General features: G+C 59.1%; 1 protein-coding gene. It reads left to right on the forward strand.

What is annotated here, in order from left to right; genetic code table 11:
* Window positions 1-623 (forward strand): hypothetical protein (locus DNK49_RS24225; protein WP_207807110.1); only part of this gene is annotated, 623 nt, incomplete at both ends.

The following is a 623-nucleotide window of genomic DNA, read 5'->3' on the forward strand; positions in this document are numbered from 1 at the left end:
CTCACGTCCTCCTTTACGTACAACAGCGCCACCTTCATCACGGCGATGACGACACCGTACGGGACGACGCAGTTTGCCTTTGGCGAAAGTGGCACCACCCGCTGGCTCAACATCACCGACCCCCTGGGTTTCGTCGAACGTGTCGAGTACCGCCATCAGGCCCCCGGTATCCCGGGAAGCGACACGCCGGTCCCTTCGGGTATGAGCATCAACAATCGCTACATCAATGGCCGAAACACCTTTTACTGGGACAAGGACGCTTACGCTCAGGCAGCCGGCAACTACACCCGTGCCCGCATCAAGCACTGGTTCCACTTGCTGGGCAACACCAGCCAAAGCGCAGGGGTGCTCGAAAGCCTCAAACAACCCCTTGAGCGACGCCTCTGGTACAACACCCCCGGCAGTAGCGGCTATTTCAGTGGCACGCTGGATAAACCGTCCATCATCGGCCGTGTCATGGACAACGGCGTCACGCAACTGCAGCGCACGACCTACAATGACCGAGGCAACATCACGGGTTTGGTCGACCCGCTCAATCGCGAAACACGGATCGACTATGCCGCCAATGGAATCGATGTCGTTTCGGTGCGACAGAAAAGTAACGCCCCCGGCAGCATCAACGG

Source organism: Parazoarcus communis SWub3 = DSM 12120 (assembly GCF_003226565.1).
Classification (GTDB): Bacteria; Pseudomonadota; Gammaproteobacteria; order Burkholderiales; family Rhodocyclaceae; genus Parazoarcus; species Parazoarcus communis.